The following is a 21,067-nucleotide window of genomic DNA, read 5'->3' as shown; positions in this document are numbered from 1 at the left end:
TAATGATTACTAGTCAGTAAAAATGCAAGATCTTTTAGATTGCATCTGAATATATCTTAGATATAGTTTAGATATATCAAATTGAAGGGCCTGTTATGCGACACGAACACGACAGCGGCGGGCGCCGACCGCGCTTTTTCGGTCACGGCGATCTGCGGCTGGTGATTCTGGATATCCTGACCCGCAACGCGAGCCACGGCTATGAGCTGATCAAAGAGATCGAGAATCTGACGCAGGGGAACTACACTCCGAGCCCAGGGGTGATCTACCCAACCCTGGATTATCTTCAGGATCAGACCTTTATCACCATTACGGAAGAAGAGAACGGTCGTAAGAAGATTACGATTACCGCTGAAGGACAATGCTGGCTGGAGGAAAACAGGGAACAGCTGGAACAGATCCAGGTGCGTATCAAAGCACGTTCAGTCGGTTTTCAGCTGCGCAAAAACCCGCAGATGAAGCGGGCGCTGGATAACTTCAAAGCGGTGTTAGACCTGAAGGTGAATCAGGGAGAGCTCAGCGACGCGCAGCTCAAGCAGATTATCGGCGTCATTGACCGCGCGGCGCTCGAGATCTCCCAACTGGATTAAGCCGGAGCGTGCTCGCTCACGCGGAAGACGCGTACCAGCTCTTTCAGGTGCATCGCCTGTTCGTTAAGCGATGCCGCCGCAGCCACAGACTCCTCCACCAGCGCGGAGTTCTGCTGGGTGGTGGCGTCAATCAGGCCAATCGCGCTGTTAATCTGCGAGATACCTTCCGTCTGCTCGTGGCTGGCCTGGCGAATTTCGCGCAGGATGACGTCCATCTCTTCTACGTTGCCGACCATCCCGTTGATCAGCCCACTCGCTTTTTCGACCAGGTTCATCCCGTCCTGGGTCTGGCTGGTGGAGCTCTCAATCAGCTCACGGATTTCGCTGGCAGACGACGCGCTCTTCTGGGCAAGCTGGCGCACCTCGCCGGCCACCACCGCGAAGCCACGGCCGTGCTCACCGGCACGCGCTGCTTCCACCGCCGCGTTCAGCGCCAGAATGTTGGTCTGAAACGCAATGGCGTCGATCAGGTCGATAATGTCGGACATCCGGTTCGATGTTTCGTTAATCAGGCGCATTTTGCTGGTCACCTGCTTCATCATCTCACCGTTGTTTTTGACCACCGTGGCAGCATCCGCCGAGAGGTTGGTTGCTTCCCCGGTATGCGAGGCGGTATTTTTCACCGTCGCGGTGATCTGCTCCATCGAGGCGGCAGTCTGTTCTACAGAACTTGCCTGCTCTTCCGTGCGCGCGGCCAGATCCTGGTTCCCGGCGACAATCTGCGCGGCTGCGCTGGAGATATTCTCCGAGCCGGTTTGCACCTGCTGCACAATGTCCAGCAGTCGCGTCTTCATCTCCATCAGCGCATGCAGCAGAAGACCCGTTTCGTCTTTGCCGTGCGGCGTGATGCTGCCCGTCAGATCACCCTCTGAAATGGCTTTTGCAAAATGCACCGCCTCACCGAGCGGACGAGTGATAGCGCGCACGATATACCAGCCAATCAGGCTGCCTGCCGCGACGCTAAAGAGCGTGATCAGGATCAGCAGCAGGCGGTTAGACCTGAAATCCCCTTCCACCAGCGCGCCTGCACTCTGCATCTCGCTGTTTTGAATGGTAATCAGCTCCTTCACCTTCGCTTTATAAGCCTGCTGCACGGCGAGGGTGGTGGTCATCATCTCCTGAATGGCACCCGCACGATTGTTGTTCTGCACCGCCTGCAAAATGCGGTAGCGCGAGTCCAGATACTGCTGGCGCACGCTGCGGATATCCGCCAGCACCTGCTGAGACTTTTGATCCTGCAACGCGTTATTCAGCTCGCCCAGGATCACCGTGATGTGCTCGCTGATCTCTTTCAGGCGCTGCTGAGATTGCCCCGTGTAGGTGCCCTGCTCGTCCAGCAGCATCAGCTGTTGAGTGCTAATAAATTCCTGGAAGTTATCGATTAACTGGTTCGCTTTTACCGTGGTCGGATAATCACTGGTAATAATGGATTGCATCCCGTTATTCGCCCGGTTCAGACTCAGCAGAGACAGGCTCGCGCTGATCGCCATCAGGACAATAAAGAATCCAAACGCCAGAAATAATTTCGTGCCGATCTTTACGTCATGTAAGAACATATTTTCTCCATCGATGTGATTATTTCTCAGACGATCGCTGTTATCGGTAACGAATTCGCTAACTTTATGAGTTAGATCGTTTTTTTATTTCATAACCATCATGATGGATAGGTAGAGGCTATTAATATTGCCCCATTGATCGTTACCAGACCACAAGAGGGGTATTTTTCAAAATAGCGTTCTGGATAACTGACTTAGGCAGGGATAAATAACCGAGGCGCTTTCTTTAGTTATTTAATATTAACTTAACAATAAAATACATTAATAGTTACAACCAGAAAATAAAAAAACCGCTTATGCCTTACGGAATAAACGGTTTTTCCGGAACATTACTGGCTCAATGGAGCACTGTCACCGCATCCTTAAGACGTCCGGCGCGGTGTTTCACCATGGCAGAAATGTGCGCGCTCTCCTCGACCAGGTCGGCGTTTTTCTGCGTGATGCTGTCGAGTTCGGCTACCGCGCGGGTCAACTCTGACAGTCCGGTTGCCTGTTCGGAGGTCGAGTGGCTGATCTGGGCGATAAGCTGCGTCACGTTTTTCACCTGCTCGACAATATCATCCATCGTACGGCCAGCGGCGTGCACCTGCTCAGAGCCGGACTGTACCTTGCTGGCGCTGGCATCAATGAGTTTACGAATATCATTGGCGGCACTGGCGCTGCGGCTGGCGAGATGACGAACTTCGCCGGCGACCACGGCAAAACCTTTCCCCTGCTCGCCTGCTCTTGCCGCTTCAACTGCCGCGTTCAGCGCCAGAATATTGGTCTGGAAAGCGATATCGTTAATCAGGGAGGTAATCGAGCCAATTCGCTGTGTGCTGTCGGCTATATCATCCATGGTTTTGACGACGGTCTGCATTGCGTTGCCCCCTTTCGTCGCCGCGCTGCTCGCGGCCACGGAGAGTTTATCCACCTCGGCGGCGGTTTCAGAGTTACTCTGAACGGAAGCAGCCATCTGGTTCATTGTTGCGACGGTCTGCTGCACGTTCGCCACGGTCTGACGCGTCCGATCGTTCAGATCTTCATTTCCCTGCGCCAGCCTGTCGCTGCCGTCACGGACGCTCACCACCTGGCTCGACACGTCATTGATTAACCAGCGGCACATCAGGCCCAGTTGCCCTACCGCGCGCAGCGTCAGCCCCAGCTCGTCGCTGCGGTTCAGATGCTGCACGCTGTTGCGCTCACCGGTGGCGACCTTCAGCGCCTGTCGCGCCACATTCTCTACCGGGCGGACAATCTGTTGCTCAAACAGCAGTGTCCCCAGCAGCATCACTAGCGCGACAGCGGCGAGCGGCGTCCCCCCGGCGGATGTCGCAACCAGCGTGGCGGCGAGTACGGCAAAAAGCACTGCCATCACGCTGCGCACGCGCCAGCGCAGCGGCATTGCCGGCAGTTTACCCAGCCAGCCCTTTCCAACCACCAGCCCTTTGTGCACACGTTTCTTACAGCTCCCGTCGTTCAGCGCCCGGTAGAGCGGCTCCACGGTGGCAATCTCTTCCGCTGTGGCTTTGGTGCGAATGGACATATAGCCCGTGACCTGCCCGTGGCGCACCATCGGTACCGCATTCGCACGCACCCAGTAGTGGTCGCCGTTTTTGCGCCGGTTTTTGACAATCCCGCTCCACGGCTCGCCCTGCTGCAGCGTGTACCACATATCGGCAAACGCGGCTTTTGGCATGTCGGGGTGGCGTACCAGATTGTGCGGCTGGCCCGTCAGCTCATCAAGCTGATAGCCGCTCACCTGCACAAAGGTGTCGTTGGCGTGTGTGATATAGCTGTGGACGTCTGTGGTAGACATTAAGGTGGTGTCATCGTCCAGAAGATATTCTTTCTGGGTGACATAGGTTGGAGAGGACATCGTGGGCATCCCTTGCAGGTTATTTGAATGTTAATTTTGTGGCTCAATGTTTTTTCGGCGGTAAACAATTTATCTTTAGTTGTTAAACTTGATGAAGATCGCAGATTTCACTTAAACCATACTTTTTGTACGATTTTATAATTCATTGATTTCAAATACTTTCGATAAGAAATTACCTGTAAAGCATGACCAGTTAATGCCCACTTAAGTTGCAGTGAATGCACTTCTTTAGTGCAGTTGCGCTTTTCCGCCCTCATTTCTCCTTTATGTCCTGTGTCGCTAAATCCCGTTTCGGTTGTTCCGGCATGATTAAATATTGTGCAACATAATTTTAACCAGGCGTTTATCCCGATTTTCGTTAAGTCATCTGAAGTGGCGTAATCCCTGCAATACTTAATCCAGTATCATGTGATACGCGATCCCCGGGAGCACATTTTGAACAGGTTACCTTCCAGCGCCTCGGCTCTTGCCTGTACCGCGCACGCACTGAATCTCATTGAGAAGCGAACGCTTGATCATGAGGAGATGAAACAACTTAACCGAGAGGTCATCGATTACTTTAAAGAGCACGTCAATCCAGGGTTTCTGGAGTATCGCAAATCTGTTACCGCTGGCGGGGATTACGGAGCCGTAGAGTGGCAAGCGGGGAGTCTGAACACGCTTGTCGACACCCAGGGACAGGAGTTTATAGATTGCCTGGGAGGTTTTGGAATTTTCAACGTGGGGCACCGTAATCCAGTTGTGGTTTCCGCCGTACAGAATCAACTTGCGAAACAACCTCTCCATAGCCAGGAACTGCTCGACCCGCTTCGCGCCATGCTCGCGAAAACGCTGGCGGCCTTAACGCCCGGCAAACTGAAATACAGCTTCTTTAGCAACAGCGGCACGGAATCGGTCGAAGCGGCGATTAAACTCGCCAAAGCGTACCAGTCGCCGCGCGGGAAATTCACCTTTATCGCCACCAGCGGCGCGTTCCACGGGAAATCCCTGGGCGCACTGTCTGCTACCGCCAAATCCACCTTCCGCAAACCGTTTATGCCGCTGCTGCCGGGCTTCCGCCATGTGCCGTTTGGCGACATCAACGCCATGCGCACCGTGTTAAGCGAATGCCGTAAAACCGGTGATGACGTAGCAGCGGTGATCCTGGAGCCGATTCAGGGTGAAGGCGGCGTGATCCTCCCTCCGCATGGCTATCTGCCTGCCGTGCGTCAGCTGTGCGATGAGTTTGGCGCGCTGCTGATCTTCGACGAAGTCCAGACCGGGATGGGACGCACCGGCAAGATGTTTGCCTGCGAGCACGAGAACGTGCAGCCGGACATTCTGTGTCTGGCGAAAGCGCTCGGCGGCGGCGTGATGCCGATTGGCGCGACGGTGGCCACCGAAGAGGTCTTCTCGGTGCTGTTCGACAACCCGTTCCTGCATACCACCACCTTTGGCGGAAACCCGCTGGCCTGTGCGGCCGCGCTGGCGACCATCAACGTTCTGCTGGAGCAAAACCTGCCCGCGCAGGCTGAGCAGAAAGGCGACATGCTGCTGGATGGCTTCCGTCAGTTAGGCCGAGAGTATCCGGACCTGGTGCAGGACGCGCGCGGCAAAGGAATGCTGATGGCGATTGAGTTTGTCGATAACGAAACCGGCTATAGCTTCGCGAGCGAGATGTTCCGCCAGCGGGTGCTGGTGGCCGGAACGCTCAACAACTCGAAAACCATCCGCATTGAACCACCGCTGACGCTGACGATTGAGCAGTGCGAGCAGGTGCTGAAAGCGGCGCGTAAGGCGCTGGCAGCGCTGCGGGTGAGTGTGGAAGAAGCGTAATCAACGCCGGGTGGCGCTACGCTTACCCGGCCTACAAAACCCATACCACCTCATCCCCGTAGGCCCGGTAAGCGTAGCGCCACCGGGCTGCTTTTTACCGGTGAAACTCCGCCACCGTCATGGTGAAGTGAAGCACGGTATCGCCTTCGTTCGCATAGCCGTGCGCCGCTTCCGTTTTGGCCACCGCCGACGCGCCAGCATTCACCTGCGTGACCGTCTCATCGACCGTCAGCGTCAATACGCCTTCGTTCACGTGCAGCAGCTCAAACGTCCCCGGCGGATGCCCTGTTGAAGTAAAGTATTCACCCGGATGCATCTCCCACTGCCATAACTCAATCATATCCGGACCCGCGGTGCCTGCCAGCAGTCTGGCGCGTCCACCCTGTGCACCCTGCCACAGCACCGGAATAGCCTCTTCTTCGATAACATGCACCAGCGGCTCGCTGGAGACGTTAACGATATCCGCCACTGAGATACCGAGCGCAGCGGCCAGTTTGCAAAGAATGGCAATGCTGGGGTTGGCTGCGCCCTTTTCGATCTCCACCAGCATGCCTTTGCTGACGCTGGCACGGCGGGACAGCTCATCCAGCGACAGCTTTTTCTCTTTCCGCCAGTTGCGGATGCGGTTCGCGACGGCCAGGCTTACCTGGGCAACATCGGCACCCTGCGCAGTCATTATATTGACTTTATCAGTCATTAGTCACTACCATGGTATAAAACAGTCGATACAGGATTATTTATGTCTCTCGTTACGCCGTCAATAGATTCGCGACTTGCCGGGATCGCGCCCGACTTTCGGGCCTTGAGCATTCTGATTGAAGCTGCGCCGATTACCCACCCGGAGGTTGCGCCCGCCGCGCTGACGCAGGCCTGCCAGCAGATGTTGAATGATGATGTGCCGTGGGCTGATGCACACCTTTCAGACTGGGATGAGGTGTTTAAAGCGTTCGGCGCGAAACCGAAACGCACGCCCTGCTCGGCCTCCGCCCTGCGTAAGCGGGTACTGAAAGACGGTTCGCTGCCGTCGCTGGATCCAGTGGTGGATATCTATAACGCGGTGAGCATTCGCTACGCCATTCCGGTGGGTGGGGAAAATCTCGCGGCGTATTCGGGTGCGCCGCGCCTGACATTAGCCGTGGGTGATGAACCCTTCGATACCCTGAAAGAGGGCCAGCCGGTGGTGGAATCCCCGGATGCTGGCGAGGTTATCTGGCGCGACGACCTCGGTGTCACCTGCCGCCGCTGGAACTGGCGACAGGGGGTGCGTACCCGTCTGGACAGCCAGGCGCAATCTATGTGGTTTATTCTTGAAAGCCTGCCGTCGATGCCGCTTGCGGCACTGGAAGAGGCAGGAGAAGAGCTGGTCAACAACCTGCAGCGGCTGATGCCGGGGGCAACGGCTCGTGTGCAGCTGCTGGAGCTGGCCTGAACAACGCCGGGTGGCGCTAGCGCTTGCCCGGCCTACAAAACCCGCACCATCCCTACCCGTAGGCCCGGTAAGCGCAGCGCCACCGGGCAAATCCGCTATTCCGGCAACAATCCCACAAAACTGCGTTTCTTACGCGGCTCTGACATTAATTCCTCAAGCTTATCCACGCACGCCAGATAGTGCGGGGTTTGCTTATGCGCCAGCACTGCCTCGTCGTCTTTATAGGCTTCGTAGATAAAGAAGCGGGTTTTCACCCTCGGGTCCTGCAATACGTCAAAACGCAGGTTTCCCGGCTCCTTGATTGCCCCCTCGTGGTTGGCGCGAAACACCTCCAGAAACTCGTCCACCCGCTCGGGCTTAATGTTGATTTCAACCAGCGTCACGTTCATTTTGCTTCTCCCTGTTTCTCTTCCTGCCAGAACTGGAACGCATCACGGGCGTTCCAGTTCTCGTGAACCACTTTTTTCACCGCTTTTAGCATCGCCAGCGGCGCGCTGGACTGGAAGATATTGCGCCCCATGTCCACGCCGGATGCGCCCTGGTCGATCGCCCGCCAGCACATCTCCAGCGCCTCGTGCTCCGGCAGCTTTTTGCCGCCAGCGATCACAATCGGCACCGGACAGCTGGCGGTCACTTTTTCAAAGCCCTCGTCCACGTAATAGGTCTTGACGAACTGGGCCCCCATTTCGGCGGCGATGCGGCTGGCGAGCGAGAAATAGCGTGCGTCGCGCGCCATCTCTTTGCCCACGCCCGTCACCGCCAGCGTCGGCATGCCGTAGCGCGCGCCCGCATCCACCAGCTTGATAATGTTGTTGATCGACTGGTGCTCAAACTCGCTGCCAATGTACACCTGCGCCGCCACCGCGCAGACGTTCAGGCGCAGGGCGTCCTCCATCGCCACCGCCACGCACTCGTTGGACAGCTCACCCAGAATCGAGTTACCGCCGGAGGCGCGCAGCACCACCGGTTTGTTGGTCGCTGCTGGTACAGTGCTGCGCAAAATACCGCGCGTACACATCAGCACGTCGGTTTCGCCAAACAGCGGGGCGATGGAGAGATCGATACGTTCAAGGCCGGTGGTCGGCCCCTGAAAGTAGCCGTGGTCAAAGGCCAGCATCACCGTGCGGTTGCTCTGCGGGTTGAAGATGCGCGAAAGCCGGGACTGCATGCCCCAGTCCAGCGAGCCGCAGCCCTTGAGGGTGTAAGGCACATTCTGCTGCGGCGTGCCGATGCCAAAATCCTTGCCGTCTTTGATGTCGTCTAAATCAGCCATTGGTTCCCCCGTCAGAAATCGTATTTGTTGATGTTCTCTTTGGTGAACACCACCCGCTCCGGCAGCAGCACGATGCCGTTGCCCTTCGCTTCATACTGGTAGCCCTGCACGCTGTTTGGCTCGACCTTCAGCGCGCCGATGTCTTTTACGTCCACACTGTCGCCGACGTTAAGATCGCCTTTTTTAAGCAAACGATCGGCGACATTGACCGCAATTTTGCCCTGTTGCACCACGTCCCACAGGCCAAAGGCTTTCACCGTGCCGCGCTCAACGTACGGGCGCATGACGTTCGGCGTGCTGAACCCGACAATCGCCACCCCTTCCCGCTTCAGGTTTTCCGCCGCCTGCGCCGCCGCCGGCAGCGCGTTGGCGTCCGGGGCGATGATCGCATCCAGATCCGGATACGCTTTTAAGATCCCTTCGGCGGTTTGCAGGGATTTGGTGGCGTCGTTATAGCCAAACTGGGTGGTGACGACCTGCCACTGAGGATGATCTTTCTCGATTTTGGCCTTCGCCTCTTTCACCCACTGGTTCTGGTCGGTGACGGTAGGGCTGGAGTAGAAGAACGCCACTTTGGCATTCGGTTTGGTGACCTGTTTGCCTGCCATCTCCACCAGCAGGCCGCCAAGCTGTTCTGGCGTCCCCTGGTTGATGTAAATGCTGCGGCACTCCGGTTTGGTGTCGGAATCCCAGGTCAGCACTTTGACGCCGCGCTGCATCGCGCGCTTGAGCGCCGGGCAGAGGCCGTCCGGCGACACGGCGGAGACGATGATGGCGTTATAGCCCTGGTTGACGAAGTTATTGATGAGCTGCACCTGGCCGGAGACGCTCGGCTCGGTTGGGCCGTCGTAGGTCACGTCCACCCCAAGATCTTTCCCCGCCTCTTTCGCGCCGTTGCCGCCGCTGGTGAAGAAGCCTACGCCCACCAGTTTCGGGATAAAGGCAATGCGGTCTGCCGCCTGCGCCGAGGCGAAGCTGAGGGCCATCGCCAGGACTATCAGTTTTGTTTTCATCTTACGCTCCGGATAGTTTTCTAAAGAGAGAGCGCACCCATTCGCGGTGCAAACTCAGCGAACGTCCCATCACCACCACAACCAGCAGCGCCCCTGACAGCGCGCTTGATACCTGATTAGGGATGCCGACCATCTGTAAACCTTGTTGCAGATACCCCACCAGCAGCGCTGCCAGCGCCGTACCGATAACCGAACCTGAACCGCCGTAGATATTCGCCCCGCCGAGTACGGCCGCGGTCAGCGCAGGCATCAGTAAGTCGCGCCCCAGATCCGAGCGTGCGGAGCCGAAATAGGAGACCATCACCAGCGCGGCAATCGCCGAGGCCACGCCCACCAGACCGTACAGCGCGTAAGGCATGCCGTTCACCGACAGCGCCGCATAGCGCGCCGCGCGCGGATTCTGCCCAATCAAAAACAGATGACGACCAAAGCGCCCGCGGTGGGTAATCAGCCAGAAGAAAAACGTAATCACTGCGAACAGCACCAGCGGGATCGGCAGGCCAAGAACCGTGAGGTTAGCAAAGGCGGTAAAGCTGTCCGGGAAGCCGCCAATGCCCTCGTAGCCCGTCGCCCCTGCCATGCCGGAGAGCAGCAGCGCGCCGCCGCCGTAGAGGTAGAGCGTACCGAGGGTGATCACTAAAGGGCTGATGCCGGTGTAGTGGATAAGTGCGGCATTAAATAATCCGCACAGCAGGCCGAGCACCAGCGTCAATGGAACGGCGACCGCCATCGGCCACCCCGCCTGCATCATCACGCCCAGCGCGATGGCGCACAGGCCGATGGTTGAACCGAGGGAGATATCGATCCCGCCGCTGATGATCACCAGCGTCAGCGGCAGCGCCACAATGCCGATGCAGATAAAATCGCTGGTGCTGAACAGCAGCATGTTGATGTCGAGCATGCGCGGGTTGATGGCGCCAAAAAGCAGGATCTCCAGCACCAGCAAAATCAGCAGCGCGCTTTCCCAGTTAAGCCTCATTTACGCCACCTCTTTTTTGCGTTTTGGAAACGGGGTGACGTGCTTTCCCCCTTTGTTACCCGGCTGGAAGCGCCCGTACTTCAGCGCCCGCTGATGGCGCGCCAGCGCCTGGCGCAGACGCCCGTCGAGCACCAGCACGCCCAGCAGCACCAGCCCGGCGATAAAGTCGTTCCACCAGGCCGGAAGCCTGAACAGCACCAGCACGGTGTCGATTTGGGTCAGGAAAAAGGCGCCGAGAAACGCGCCGATCAGCGTGCCCGTGCCGCCCAAAAGCGAAATTCCCCCGAGCACGCAGGCGGCGATGGCCTTCATCTCCAGCCCGCTGCCGGTCTGGTTGGGCACAAAGCCAATCTGCGCGGCAAAGACAATCCCGGCGCAGGCCGCCAGCATGCCATTCAGGGTAAAGGCAATCATCCGGGTGCGGTTCACCGCCACGCCCAGCTGGCGCGCGGCGGCGAGGTTATCGCCAACGGCATAAAAATCACGCCCGAAAGCGGTGCGCGACAGCGTCCACGCCCCTGTGGCCGCGACGATCAATACCAGCATGCCGAGCGGCGAAATGCCGACGGCGGCAGGCTCAGAAAGGGATTTCAGCCCCGGAGGCAGCCCTTCAATCCACTTCCCGCCGGTCCAGAGCAGCATCGCCCCGCGATACAGCCCCAGCGTGCCGAGGGTGGCGACAATCGCCGGGATGCGCAGCCCCACCACCAGAAACCCGTTGAATGCCCCCGCCAGCGCGCCTGTCGACAGCGCGAAGAGAATGGCAACGGGCAGGCTGAAGCCGCTGTTGAGCGCCACGCCGACGGCGATGGCGGACAGCCCGACCGTGGAGCCGACGGACACGTCGATATTGCGGGTCAGCATCACCAGCGCGGCACCGATGGCCAGCAGGATCAGGATCTGCGAGCTGGCGAAAATCATCCCCAGCGTCTGTAAACTCAGGTAGGACGGATTCAGCGCCACCAGCACGGCGAACAGCGCGAGGATCGCCAGAAAGGCGCTCAGCTCGCGATTTTTGAGTAAGGTCTTCATGATTGCCCTCCAAACGCCAACGCCATCATCTTGTCGAGGCTGACGGCGTGGCGCGGCAGCTCGCCGCTGAGCACGCCCTGATGCATAACCAGCACGCGGTCTGCCAGGCCGGGGAACTCATCGAGATCGCTTGAGATCATCAGCACCGCCACGTTCTGCGCCGCCACGCTTTTTATCAGCTGGTAGATATCGGCGCGCGCCGACACATCTACGCCGCGCGTCGGTTCATCGACGATCAGCAATAAAGGGTTGGCCTCCAGGCAGCGTGCGAGCAGCACCTTCTGCTGGTTGCCGCCGGAGAGCGTGCGCACGGTTTGATCCGCATGATTGAGCTTGATCCCCAGCGCCCGGTGATAGCGTTCCACCACCGCAGACTCCCGCTTGCGCTGCTGCCAGAGAGACGGCTCGTTCAGCGCCACGGTGTTCCAGCGGATCGGCGCGTCGAGGAACAAACCGGAAACCTGCCTGTCTTCCGGCAGGTAGACCAGCCCTTTTTCCAGACGTGAACTTACCGGATCGTCGGTGATCTCCTGATTTTCCAGCCAGACGCGACCCCCGCGTACCGGGCGCAGGCCATAGAGCGTTTCCGCAAACTCGGTGCGCCCGGATCCCACCAGCCCGGCCAGGCCGACGATCTCCCCGGCGTAGATCTCAAGACTCAGATCGATAAACCCCTCCCCGGTGAGATCGTCCACCCGCAGCACCGGGAAATCCTGCGCCTGAGTGCGGCGGTTGCCCGGCAGCGCCAGCCACAGCTTTTGCGTATCGCTGAGGGATTTCTCCCGGCTCACCGGCGTCATGGCGGCGATCAGGGCGTTATCGTCAAACTGCGCGGTTTCGCCGCTCAGCACCACCGCGCCGTCGCGCATCACCGAGACGTGGCTCGAAAGCATTCGGATTTCGGGCAGCTTATGCGAGATAAACACAATCCCGACGCCGAGCGCCTGCAGAGCGCGGATCTGACGAAACAGACGTTCGGTTTCACCGGGCGTGAGGGAGGCCGTAGGTTCGTCTAGGATCAGGATCCTGGCGTTGCGCATCAGCCCGCGCAGGATCTCGACCATCTGCTGATCCGCCACCTCCAGGGTGCTGGCGGTGGCGTCGAGGTTAAGCTGGCACTGCAGCTGCAGGAGCTTCTCCGCCAGCCGCTTTTCCCGATCGCGCTCGCGCGACAGGCGGAACAGGATGTTTTCCCGCACCGTCAGGTTGGGGAACAGCAGCGGCTCCTGCGGCACCAGGTAAATGCCGAGCTTATGTGCCTGCACGGGCGTGAGCCGCGCATATGACTGCCCCTCGACAGAAAGTTCACCGCTGTCCGGCGTTTCGACCCCGGCGATGATCTTCATCAGCGTCGATTTTCCCGCGCCGTTTCCGCCCATCAGGGCGTGCACCTGGCCCGCAAGCAGCGTGAAATCTATGCCTTTTAAGACCGGCACGCCTGAGAACTGCTTGCTGATATTCCGCGCGTCGAGAAGTGAGATCATCATCGCTCCGCTATTGAACAAATGATTTTTAGATTTAATAATGTTCAAAAGCGTAGACGGTGAACTATATTTACAACCGTGCAGGGATCACAGTTTTATCGATTGAGATTCAGATAAACCAGAAACGATCTAAAAGATCCGTTTTGTCGCGTGGCTCACACTTTCCCTTCGCGCCATCACGAACATATGATCTAAATTTTTATAAGAGTTCAACTATGAGCGATAAACGCACTGCGGAAGAAGGACGGTTTGCCGGGCTGGCACTGGCGGAAGAGGAGCTGGTGGCCCGGGTGGCCTGGTGCTATTACCACGACGGGCTGACCCAAAACGATATCGGCGAGCGGCTCGGGCTGCCGCGTTTGAAGATTTCTCGCCTGCTGGAGAAGGGCCGTCAGTCCGGGGTGATCCGCGTGCAGATCAACTCCCGCTACGAGGGCTGCCTGGCGCTGGAAACCGAGCTACAGCAGCGCTTTGGCCTGAAGCTGGTTCGCGTAATGCCCGCCCTGAATACGCCGCCGATGAACGTGCGGCTTGGCATTGGTGCGGCGCAGTCGCTGATGGGCGTGCTGGAGCCCGGCCAGCTGCTGGCGGTGGGGTTTGGTGAAACCACCATGAGCAGCCTGCAGCACTTAAGCGGCTTTATCAGCTCGCAGCAGATCCGCCTGGTGACGCTCTCCGGCGGCGTGGGGCCGTATATGACCGGTATCGGCCAGCTGGATGCGGCCTGCAGCGTGAGCATGATCCCCGCCCCGCTTCGCGTTTCATCCGCAGAAGTTGCCGGGATCTTAAAACGCGAAACCAGCGTGCGGGACGTGATCCTCGCCGCCACCGCTGCCGACGTGGCGGTGGTCGGCATTGGGTCGGTGAACCAGCGCCGTGACGCGACGATACTCCGCTCTGGCTATATCAGCGAAGGCGAGCAGCTGATGTACGCCCGCAAAGGGGCGGTCGGCGACATTCTCGGCTATTTCCTTAATGCCGAAGGGGAGTGCGTCGAGGAGCTGGAGATCCACAAAGAATTACTAGGCGTCACGCTCGATGAACTGGCGCAGCTGCCCACCATCGTTGGCGTGGCCGGAGGGGAAGAGAAAGCCGATGCGATTTATGCCGCACTGAAGGGTCGTCGTATCAATGGCCTGGTGACGGAAGAAACGACAGCCCGCGCGGTGCTGGCTCTGGCCGGATAAGAGCCTGCCCTGCGCTAACAACGAGGCAAACTCATGAGTTACCTTTTAGCGTTAGATGCAGGGACAGGCAGCGTTCGCGCCGTCATTTTCGATTTACAGGGCAACCAGATTGCCGTCGGCCAGGCCGAGTGGAAGCACCTGAGCGTGGAGAACGTGCCGGGGTCGATGGAGTTCGACCTCGAGACCAACTGGCAGCTGGCCTGCCGGTGCATTCATCAGGCGCTGGAGCGTGCGCACCTGAGCCCGGCGGACATACAGTCCGTCGCCTGCTGTTCCATGCGTGAAGGGATCGTGCTGTATGACCGCAACGGCGAGGCCATCTGGGCCTGCGCCAACGTCGACGCCCGCGCCAGCCGCGAGGTGGCCGAACTCAAAGAGATCCACGACAACCGTTTTGAATCGGAAGTGTATGAGGTTTCCGGGCAGACGCTGGCGCTGAGCGCCATGCCGCGCCTCTTGTGGCTGGCACACCATCGCCCGGATATTTACCGCAAGGCCGCGACCATCACCATGATCAGCGACTGGCTGGCGGCGAAACTCTCCGGCGAGCTGGCGGTCGACCCGTCTAACGCGGGCACCACCGGCATGCTGGATCTCTTCTCCCGCGACTGGCGTCCGGGGCTGCTCGACATGGCCGGGCTGCGCGCCGATATCCTCTCCCCGGTGAAAGAGACCGGCACCGTGCTGGGCGCTATCACCAAAGAGGCCGCACAGCAGAGCGGGCTGCGCGAAGGCACGCCGGTGGTGATGGGCGGCGGCGACGTGCAGCTGGGCTGTCTGGGGCTGGGCGTGGTCCGCGCCGGACAAACGGCGGTGCTGGGCGGCACCTTCTGGCAGCAGGTGGTAAACCTGCCGCAGGTGCGCACCGACCCCGACATGAACATCCGCGTGAACCCGCACGTTATTCCCGGCATGGCGCAGGCGGAGTCGATCAGCTTCTTTACCGGGCTGACCATGCGCTGGTTCCGTGACGCCTTCTGCGCGGAGGAAAAACTGATTGCCGAGCGGATGGGGATGGATACCTATTCCCTGCTGGAAGAGATGGCGAGCCGCGTGCCGGCGGGCTCCCACGGGGTGATGCCGATCTTCTCTGATGCGATGCATTTTAAACAGTGGTACCACGCCGCACCGTCGTTTATTAACCTCTCCATCGACCCGGAAAAATGCAACAAAGCGACGCTGTTCCGCGCCCTGGAGGAGAACGCGGCAATCGTCTCGGCCTGCAACCTGGCGCAGATTTCGCGCTTCTCCGGCGTGACGTTTGAGAGCCTGGTGTTTGCGGGCGGCGGTGCCAAAGGTGCCCTGTGGAGCCAGATCTTAAGCGACGTCACCGGCCTGCCGGTGCGCGTGCCGGAGGTGAAAGAGGCGACGGCGCTCGGCTGCGCGATTGCGGCAGGTGCTGGCGCGGGGCTGTTTGCGGATATGGCCTCGACGGGCGAGCGGCTGGTGAAATGGAGCCGCGAGTTCACACCGAACCCGCAGCACCGCGAACTGTACGACGGCATGATGCAGAAATGGCAGGCGGTGTACGCCGACCAGCTCGGGCTAGTGGACAGCGGGCTGACGACGTCCATGTGGCAGGCACCGGGGTTAGTAAAAACCCACACCCCTCACCCTGCCCCTCTCCCCTAAGGGGAGAGGGAAAAAACCATATCGAGCCAATTCTTTAAGGCCGCACCAGCTAGTCCCCTCTCCCCTTTGGGGAGAGGGTTAGGGTGAGGGGCGAAGTTCTTTGAGATCTATCACAATCATTCGATCCCGCTTTTACCTTTCCGCTGTCGCTGGCTAAATTAGTAACTCATCCGACCACATAACAATAATTTTACACTGGAAGAGACTATGAGCCGCTACCCGTCGTTATTCGCCCCCCTCGATCTGGGGTTCACCACACTCAAAAACCGCGTGTTGATGGGCTCGATGCACACCGGGCTGGAGGAGCATCCGGACGGGGCCGAGCGTCTGGCGGCCTTCTATGCCGAGCGCGCCCGCCACGGGGTGGCGCTTATAGTCACCGGCGGCGTGGCCCCTGCCCCTTCCGGCGTGGGTATGGAGGGCGGCGCGGTCCTGAACGATGCGTCACAGCTGCCGCACCACCGCATTGTGACCGATGCGGTCCACCGCGAGGGCGGCAAAATCGCCCTGCAAATCCTGCACACCGGACGCTACAGCTACCAGCCGAACCTGGTCGCGCCGTCGGCCCTTCAGGCACCGATTAACCGCTTCAAGCCGCATGCCCTGAGCCACGATGAGATCCTGGGGCTGATTGACGACTTCGCCCGCTGCGCCGCGCTAGCGCATGAGGCGGGCTATGACGGTGTCGAGATAATGGGCTCCGAAGGCTATCTGATTAACGAATTCCTTGCCGCGCGCACTAACCAGCGCGACGACGAATGGGGCGGCGACTATGCCCGCCGGATGCGCTTTGCCGTGGAGGTGGTGCGCGCGGTGCGCGAACGTGCGGGCGCAGACTTTATTATCGTCTTCCGCCTGTCGATGCTCGATTTGGTAGAAGGCGGCGGGACGTTCGACGAAACCGTGCAGCTGGCGCAGGCGATTGAAGCCGCAGGTGCCACCATTATCAACACCGGCATCGGCTGGCACGAGGCGCGCATCCCGACTATCGCCACGCCGGTGCCGCGCGCAGCGTTCAGCTGGGTAACGCGCAAGCTGAAGGGCAAAGTGTCTGTTCCGCTGGTGACCACCAACCGCATTAACGATCCGCAGGTAGCGGACGATGTGATTTCACGCGGCGACGCCGATATGGTGTCGATGGCGCGTCCGTTCCTGGCGGATGCCGAACTGCTGTCCAAAGCGCAAAGCGGCCGTGCGGACGAGATCAACACCTGCATCGGCTGTAACCAGGCCTGTCTGGATCAGATCTTCGTCGGCAAGGTCACCTCCTGCCTCGTCAACCCGCGCGCCTGCCACGAAACCAAAATGCCCGTGATTCCGGCGACAACAAAAAAACGCCTGGCGGTTGTCGGTGCAGGGCCTGCGGGCCTGTCGTTTGCAGTCAATGCCGCCTCGCGCGGGCACAGCGTAACCCTGTTTGATGCGCTGGCGGAGATTGGCGGGCAGTTCAATATCGCCAAACAGATCCCCGGCAAAGAGGAGTTCTATGAAACGCTGCGCTACTACCGACGGATGATCGAGCTTACAGGCGTAGAGCTGCGGCTTAACCAGTTTGTCAGCGCGGCGGATCTGATCGGTTTCGATGAGGTGATCCTGGCGAGCGGGATCGCCCCGCGCACGCCTGCGATCGAGGGCATCGATCATCCGAAGGTGTTGAGCTATCTCGACGTGCTGCGCGACAAAGTACCGGTTGGCGAGAAGGTGGCGATTATCGGCTGCGGCGGGATCGGTTTTGATACCGCCATGTATTTGAGCCAACCGGGCGAGGCCACCAGCCAGAACATTGCCGAGTTTTGCGTGGAATGGGGTATCGACACCAGCCTGAATCAGTCCGGCGGGCTACGTCCGGAAGGGCCGCAGCTGCCGAAAAGCTCGCGCCAGATCGTGATGCTGCAGCGTAAAGCCAGCAAGCCGGGCGAAGGACTGGGGAAAACCACGGGCTGGATCCACCGCGCCACCCTGCTCGCGCGTGGGGTGAAGATGATCCCGGCAGTCAGCTACCAGAAGATCGACGACGAAGGTTTGCACGTCACGATCGGCGGCGAGCCGCAGCTGCTGCGCGTGGATCATGTCATTTTATGTGCCGGGCAGGAGCCGAAGCGCGATCTGGCGGATCCACTGCGCGAAGCCGGTAAAACGGTGCATTTGATTGGCGGGTGCGATGTGGCGATGGAGCTGGACGCTCGGCGGGCGATTGCACAGGGGACAAAGTTAGCTCTGGCGATCTAGGGCATTGCCGGGCGGCGCTTCGCTTGCCCGGCCTACGGGTTCGAGGCCATTGTAGGCCCGGTAAGCGCAGCGCCACCGGGCATCAGACCGCACACTACGTAGGCCTGTGCAAGCGAAGCGCCGCCAGGCAAAACAATCTTACCGACGACGTCCCAGCTTCACCGCCTTCAGCACCACAAACTTGTTGTTCGTCGCAATGGTGACGCAGTTGCCGAAAATCTTCTTCAACTTGTGGAAGTAGTCCAGGTGGCGGTTCGCCACGATGTACAGCTCGCCGTTGATTTTCAGGCAGCGGCGCGCGTGGTGGAACATTTCCCACGCGACGTTATCCGTCAGGGCGTGCTTCTGGTGGAACGGCGGGTTGCAGAACACGGCGTTGAAGCGGAAAGGCTCTACGCCCGACAGCGCGTTGTTGATCATAAACTCGCAGCGATCCAGCGCTTCCGGCATGTTGGTTTCCACGTTCAGACGGCTGGAGGCCACCGCCATTGGTGACTCGTCGCTGAACACCACGCTGGCGTCCGGGTTCTTCGCCAGCAGCGTCAGGCCAATCACGCCGTTACCGCAGCCCAGATCGACGATTTCCCCTTCCAGGTTTTCCGGCAGATTTTCAATAAAGAAACGCGCCCCGATATCCAGACCGGTACGGGAGAAAACGTTCGCATGGTTGTGGATGGTCCAGTCAGTCCCTTCCAGCTTCCAGCTCAGGGTCTCTGGCGCATCTGCCAGCTCCGGTGCGCTAAACGTACAGTTGATCAGGCGCGCTTTTTTCCAGGCCAGCGTCGTGGTGGTCGGGCCGAGGACTTTCTCGAACAGCTCCAGCGTCGAAGTGTGGATATCGCGCGCTTTGGCACCCGCGATGATGCGGGTTTCTGGCGTCACGACCTTACGCAGCGCGCGCAGCTGTTGCTCCAGCAGCGCCATGGTTTTTGGCACTTTGATCAGCACCACGCCCGGCGCCTGCGGGTAGTCCGCGGTGCTGTCGAGGAATTTCACGCTGGACTCTTCGATGTCGTTGTGGCGCAGGTTTTCACGCGTCGCCAGTTCGCTCAGGTAGGAATCGCCGATGCTGTAAGGCGTGTGTTCAGCCAGGGCGCAGCCCAGCGCGCCAAAGGCGTCATTCAGGATCAAAACCGGGCCGCTGATTTCAGTCTCATCCAACTGCTGCAGCAGATATTCATCCGCCGCTTCCCACGCCATGAGCGGGTTAACGTCGTCCGTTTCCGGGAAACGTTTAAGGTTGAGTGAACGGAAACCGTTGTCTAAGTGGCTCATCGGCCCTCCTGAATGGTAAAATTTGGCGTATCCCTGAAAAGGGTGCGTGAGTATACCCGTTTTATTGTCGATTTGGGGCGTTGATGAACCAACTTACTTATCTCCAGGGCTACCCGGAGCATTTACTTTCTCAGGTTCGCAGCCTGATTGCCGAGCAGAAGCTCGGCGCAGTGCTGGAAAAACGCTATCCCGGTACGCACGATTTCGCGACCGATAAGGCCCTCTGGCAGTATACGCAGGATCTGAAAAGCCGGTATCTGAAGAGTGCACCGCCGATCAACAAGGTGATGTACGACAATAAGATCCACGTGCTGAAAAACGCGCTCGGCCTGCACACCGCCATCTCCCGCGTGCAGGGCGGCAAGCTGAAAGCGAAGGCCGAAATCCGCGTCGCGACGGTTTTCCGTAACGCACCGGAAGCCTTTCTGCGGATGATCGTGGTCCACGAGCTGGCACACCTGAAAGAGAAAGAGCACGACAAAGCGTTCTACTCCCTGTGCTGCCACATGGAGCCGCAGTACCACCAGCTGGAGTTTGACACCCGGCTATGGCTTACGCATTTATCGTTAAATGGTAATGCGCAGTAGCGCACGCGAATTGTCATGATGACGTGCTACAGTGGCTAAAGGTTCCCCGCTACGGAGTACGTAAACGTTTATGATACGTTTCGCAGTCATTGGTACGAACTGGATCACGCGCCAGTTCGTCGACGCCGCCCACGAAACCGGCAAACTTAAACTTACCGCAGTCTATTCCCGCAGCCTTGAGCAGGCGCAGAGTTTTGCTAACGACTACCTCGTTGAGCATCTCTTCACTTCGCTTGATGACATGGCGCAAAGCGACGCCATTGACGCGGTGTATATCGCCAGCCCGAACTCCCTGCACTTCCCGCAAACGAAGCTGTTCCTCAGCCATAAAAAGCATGTGATTTGCGAGAAGCCGCTGGCGTCAAATATCCAGGAAGTGGAAGCGGCCATTGCGCTTGCCCGCGAAAATCAGGTGGTGCTGTTCGAAGCGTTTAAAACCGCCAGTCTGCCGAATTTCCTGCTGCTGCAGCAGTCCCTGCCGAAAATTGGCAAAGTGCGTAAAGCCTTTATCAACTACTGCCAGTACTCGTCGCGCTATCAGCGCTATCTGGACGGCGAGAACCCAAACACCTTTAACCCGGCCTTCTCGAACGGCTCGATTATGGATATCGGTTTCTATTGCCTGGCTTCTGCCGTGGCCCTGTGGGGCGAACCGCACAGCGTCAGTGCGCAAGCCAGCCTGCTGGAGAGCGGCGTGGATGCACACGGTTTAGCGGTGCTGGATTACGGTGATTTCAGCGTCACACTGCAGCACTCCAAGGTGAGCGATTCTGTGCTACCGAGCGAAATTCAGGGCGAAGCGGGCTCGCTGGTTATTGAGAAGATCTCCGAGTGTCAGAAAGTGAGCTTTGTACCGCGCGGCGGCAAAGCGCAGGAGCTGACGCAGCCTCAGCATATTAACACTATGCTCTATGAGGCAGAGGTCTTCGCCCGTCTGGTGGAAGACAACGAAGTGAATCACCCCGGCCTCGCAGTGAGCCGCACGACGGCGAAGCTGCAAACGGAGATCCGCCGCCAGACCGGCGTGGTGTTCCCGGCAGACGGCGTGGGCGCGGAAGCGATCGCGTAAAGCTGTGTAATGAAACGGCGCAGACCATTGACGAAACCAATGGTCTGACATATTTTGTT

Annotated in this window: 18 protein-coding genes; 8 read left to right on the top strand and 10 right to left on the bottom strand. The window is 58.9% G+C overall.

Features of this window, described 5'->3' with window-relative positions; all coding sequences use genetic code 11:
• Positions 1–95 precede the first annotated feature (95 nt).
• The gene (locus FU672_RS11975) at positions 96–590 is read left to right on the top strand and encodes a PadR family transcriptional regulator (protein ID WP_148243396.1); all 495 of its coding nucleotides are present in this window, start codon (positions 96–98) and stop codon (positions 588–590) included.
• Here the strand turns inward: FU672_RS11975 and FU672_RS11970 are convergent.
• Both FU672_RS11970 and FU672_RS11965 read right to left on the bottom strand, forming a co-directional pair.
• Positions 587–2,146 (bottom strand): methyl-accepting chemotaxis protein, encoded by a 1,560-nt coding sequence (locus tag FU672_RS11970; RefSeq protein ID WP_148243395.1) that lies wholly within the window; start codon positions 2,144–2,146, stop codon positions 587–589. The genes FU672_RS11975 and FU672_RS11970 overlap by 4 nt on opposite strands.
• Positions 2,147–2,483: 337 nt before the next feature.
• On the bottom strand, positions 2,484–4,004 hold the full coding sequence (locus FU672_RS11965) for a methyl-accepting chemotaxis protein (RefSeq protein ID WP_148243394.1): 1,521 nt from the start codon (positions 4,002–4,004) through the stop codon (positions 2,484–2,486).
• Positions 4,005–4,439: 435 nt separating this feature from the next.
• Here FU672_RS11965 and ygjG point away from each other — a divergent pair, with 435 nt between their 5' ends.
• Entirely contained in the window at positions 4,440–5,819 is a 1,380-nt protein-coding gene (ygjG, locus tag FU672_RS11960; RefSeq protein ID WP_187360802.1) for a putrescine aminotransferase, read from the top strand.
• Positions 5,820–5,913: 94 nt separating this feature from the next.
• On the opposite strand, the gene FU672_RS11955 is transcribed toward ygjG, so the two are convergent.
• Positions 5,914–6,516, bottom strand: coding sequence for a helix-turn-helix domain-containing protein (locus FU672_RS11955; protein WP_148243392.1), 603 nt, complete (start codon positions 6,514–6,516; stop codon positions 5,914–5,916).
• Positions 6,517–6,558: 42 nt separating this feature from the next.
• On the opposite strand from FU672_RS11955, the gene FU672_RS11950 reads away from it, so the two are divergent.
• Positions 6,559–7,248, top strand: coding sequence for a B3/B4 domain-containing protein (locus FU672_RS11950; protein WP_148243391.1), 690 nt, complete (start codon positions 6,559–6,561; stop codon positions 7,246–7,248).
• A 95-nt stretch (positions 7,249–7,343) separates the two neighbouring features.
• Here FU672_RS11950 and lsrG read toward each other — a convergent pair whose 3' ends face one another.
• The 6 genes from lsrG to lsrA are packed head-to-tail and all read right to left on the bottom strand — an operon-like array spanning position 7,344 to position 13,029.
• Positions 7,344–7,637: a (4S)-4-hydroxy-5-phosphonooxypentane-2,3-dione isomerase gene (gene lsrG / locus FU672_RS11945; RefSeq protein ID WP_148243390.1), complete on the bottom strand. Its 294-nt coding sequence runs from the start codon at positions 7,635–7,637 to the stop codon at positions 7,344–7,346.
• A complete protein-coding gene (lsrF, locus tag FU672_RS11940; RefSeq protein ID WP_148243389.1) occupies positions 7,634–8,521 on the bottom strand; it encodes a 3-hydroxy-5-phosphonooxypentane-2,4-dione thiolase in 888 nt (295 codons plus the stop codon). Before lsrF ends, lsrG begins: the two co-directional genes overlap by 4 nt.
• An 11-nt stretch (positions 8,522–8,532) precedes the next feature.
• Positions 8,533–9,534, bottom strand: coding sequence for an autoinducer 2 ABC transporter substrate-binding protein LsrB (gene lsrB, locus FU672_RS11935; RefSeq protein WP_148243388.1), 1,002 nt, complete (start codon positions 9,532–9,534; stop codon positions 8,533–8,535).
• Between the two features lies 1 nt (position 9,535).
• Entirely contained in the window at positions 9,536–10,513 is a 978-nt protein-coding gene (gene lsrD, locus FU672_RS11930; protein WP_148243387.1) for an autoinducer 2 ABC transporter permease LsrD, read from the bottom strand.
• Positions 10,514–11,545, bottom strand: a complete 1,032-nt coding sequence (gene lsrC / locus FU672_RS11925) for an autoinducer 2 ABC transporter permease LsrC (RefSeq protein WP_148243386.1) — start codon at positions 11,543–11,545, stop codon at positions 10,514–10,516.
• Complete coding sequence (gene lsrA / locus FU672_RS11920; protein ID WP_148243550.1) at positions 11,542–13,029, bottom strand: autoinducer 2 ABC transporter ATP-binding protein LsrA; 1,488 nt, start codon at positions 13,027–13,029, stop codon at positions 11,542–11,544. Before lsrA ends, lsrC begins: the two co-directional genes overlap by 4 nt.
• A 215-nt stretch (positions 13,030–13,244) precedes the next feature.
• Here lsrA and lsrR point away from each other — a divergent pair, with 215 nt between their 5' ends.
• From lsrR to FU672_RS11905, 3 genes are all read left to right on the top strand, one after another.
• Complete coding sequence (gene lsrR / locus FU672_RS11915; protein WP_023295481.1) at positions 13,245–14,216, top strand: transcriptional regulator LsrR; 972 nt, start codon at positions 13,245–13,247, stop codon at positions 14,214–14,216.
• A gap of 33 nt (positions 14,217–14,249) precedes the next feature.
• The gene (lsrK, locus tag FU672_RS11910; RefSeq protein ID WP_148243385.1) at positions 14,250–15,848 is read left to right on the top strand and encodes an autoinducer-2 kinase; all 1,599 of its coding nucleotides are present in this window, start codon (positions 14,250–14,252) and stop codon (positions 15,846–15,848) included.
• A gap of 207 nt (positions 15,849–16,055) precedes the next feature.
• A complete protein-coding gene (locus tag FU672_RS11905) occupies positions 16,056–18,077 on the top strand; it encodes an NADPH-dependent 2,4-dienoyl-CoA reductase (RefSeq protein ID WP_148243384.1) in 2,022 nt (673 codons plus the stop codon).
• 138 nt (positions 18,078–18,215) lie between these two features.
• Here FU672_RS11905 and rlmG read toward each other — a convergent pair whose 3' ends face one another.
• Complete coding sequence (gene rlmG / locus FU672_RS11900) at positions 18,216–19,352, bottom strand: 23S rRNA (guanine(1835)-N(2))-methyltransferase RlmG (RefSeq protein ID WP_148243383.1); 1,137 nt, start codon at positions 19,350–19,352, stop codon at positions 18,216–18,218.
• An 83-nt stretch (positions 19,353–19,435) separates the two neighbouring features.
• On the opposite strand from rlmG, the gene FU672_RS11895 reads away from it, so the two are divergent.
• Both FU672_RS11895 and FU672_RS11890 read left to right on the top strand, forming a co-directional pair.
• Complete coding sequence (locus FU672_RS11895) at positions 19,436–19,939, top strand: YgjP-like metallopeptidase domain-containing protein (RefSeq protein ID WP_148243382.1); 504 nt, start codon at positions 19,436–19,438, stop codon at positions 19,937–19,939.
• A gap of 70 nt (positions 19,940–20,009) precedes the next feature.
• A complete protein-coding gene (locus FU672_RS11890) occupies positions 20,010–21,008 on the top strand; it encodes a Gfo/Idh/MocA family protein (protein WP_148243381.1) in 999 nt (332 codons plus the stop codon).
• Positions 21,009–21,067 lie beyond the last annotated feature (59 nt).

It is taken from the genome of Enterobacter asburiae (assembly GCF_008080435.1).
Classification (GTDB): domain Bacteria; phylum Pseudomonadota; class Gammaproteobacteria; order Enterobacterales; family Enterobacteriaceae; genus Enterobacter; species Enterobacter asburiae_C.
This window is presented reverse-complemented; position numbering and strand designations above follow the sequence as displayed.

What these genes read in the sequence shown, in the direction of transcription:
- FU672_RS11975 (WP_148243396.1), top strand. Translation starts at nt 96, where the DNA reads ATGCGACACGAACACGACAGCGGCGGGCGCCGACCGCGCTTTTTCGGT.
- FU672_RS11970 (WP_148243395.1), bottom strand. Translation starts at nt 2,146, where the DNA reads ATGTTCTTACATGACGTAAAGATCGGCACGAAATTATTTCTGGCGTTT.
- FU672_RS11965 (WP_148243394.1), bottom strand. Translation starts at nt 4,004, where the DNA reads ATGTCCTCTCCAACCTATGTCACCCAGAAAGAATATCTTCTGGACGAT.
- FU672_RS11955 (WP_148243392.1), bottom strand. Translation starts at nt 6,516, where the DNA reads ATGACTGATAAAGTCAATATAATGACTGCGCAGGGTGCCGATGTTGCC.
- FU672_RS11950 (WP_148243391.1), top strand. Translation starts at nt 6,559, where the DNA reads ATGTCTCTCGTTACGCCGTCAATAGATTCGCGACTTGCCGGGATCGCG.
- lsrG (WP_148243390.1), bottom strand. Translation starts at nt 7,637, where the DNA reads ATGAACGTGACGCTGGTTGAAATCAACATTAAGCCCGAGCGGGTGGAC.
- lsrF (WP_148243389.1), bottom strand. Translation starts at nt 8,521, where the DNA reads ATGGCTGATTTAGACGACATCAAAGACGGCAAGGATTTTGGCATCGGC.
- lsrB (WP_148243388.1), bottom strand. Translation starts at nt 9,534, where the DNA reads ATGAAAACAAAACTGATAGTCCTGGCGATGGCCCTCAGCTTCGCCTCG.
- lsrD (WP_148243387.1), bottom strand. Translation starts at nt 10,513, where the DNA reads ATGAGGCTTAACTGGGAAAGCGCGCTGCTGATTTTGCTGGTGCTGGAG.
- lsrC (WP_148243386.1), bottom strand. Translation starts at nt 11,545, where the DNA reads ATGAAGACCTTACTCAAAAATCGCGAGCTGAGCGCCTTTCTGGCGATC.
- lsrA (WP_148243550.1), bottom strand. Translation starts at nt 13,029, where the DNA reads ATGATCTCACTTCTCGACGCGCGGAATATCAGCAAGCAGTTCTCAGGC.
- lsrR (WP_023295481.1), top strand. Translation starts at nt 13,245, where the DNA reads ATGAGCGATAAACGCACTGCGGAAGAAGGACGGTTTGCCGGGCTGGCA.
- lsrK (WP_148243385.1), top strand. Translation starts at nt 14,250, where the DNA reads ATGAGTTACCTTTTAGCGTTAGATGCAGGGACAGGCAGCGTTCGCGCC.
- FU672_RS11905 (WP_148243384.1), top strand. Translation starts at nt 16,056, where the DNA reads ATGAGCCGCTACCCGTCGTTATTCGCCCCCCTCGATCTGGGGTTCACC.
- rlmG (WP_148243383.1), bottom strand. Translation starts at nt 19,352, where the DNA reads ATGAGCCACTTAGACAACGGTTTCCGTTCACTCAACCTTAAACGTTTC.
- FU672_RS11895 (WP_148243382.1), top strand. Translation starts at nt 19,436, where the DNA reads ATGAACCAACTTACTTATCTCCAGGGCTACCCGGAGCATTTACTTTCT.
- FU672_RS11890 (WP_148243381.1), top strand. Translation starts at nt 20,010, where the DNA reads ATGATACGTTTCGCAGTCATTGGTACGAACTGGATCACGCGCCAGTTC.